Annotated in this window: 1 protein-coding gene; it reads left to right on the forward strand. The window is 66.0% G+C overall.

Features of this window, described 5'->3' with window-relative positions; translation table 11 throughout:
* Positions 1–253 (forward strand): TadG family pilus assembly protein (locus tag SB772_RS43405; RefSeq protein WP_410838947.1); only part of this gene is annotated, 253 nt, incomplete at both ends.

The raw sequence follows: 253 nt of genomic DNA on the forward strand, positions 1-253 counted from the left end.
GTCGTATTTCGTTGCGTCGGGCACGCCGCTCAATGCGGTGCAAGTGGTGGCGAGCCGGCCCGTGCCGTTTCTGTTTCTGATCGGCCAGGCGCGCGACCTGAGCGCGAGCGCCGTCGCGCAGGCGACCAACATCAGCTCGTTCTCGCTGAGCACGTCGGTGGCGAGCCTTTCCGGCGGCCTGCTCAACGGACTGCTGAACGGCTTGCTCGGCACCAGCCTGAATCTCGACGTTGGCTCTTATCAGGGGCTCGCC

Source organism: Paraburkholderia sp. SIMBA_030, from assembly GCF_046535245.1.
In the GTDB taxonomy this organism is placed as follows: domain Bacteria; phylum Pseudomonadota; class Gammaproteobacteria; order Burkholderiales; family Burkholderiaceae; genus Paraburkholderia.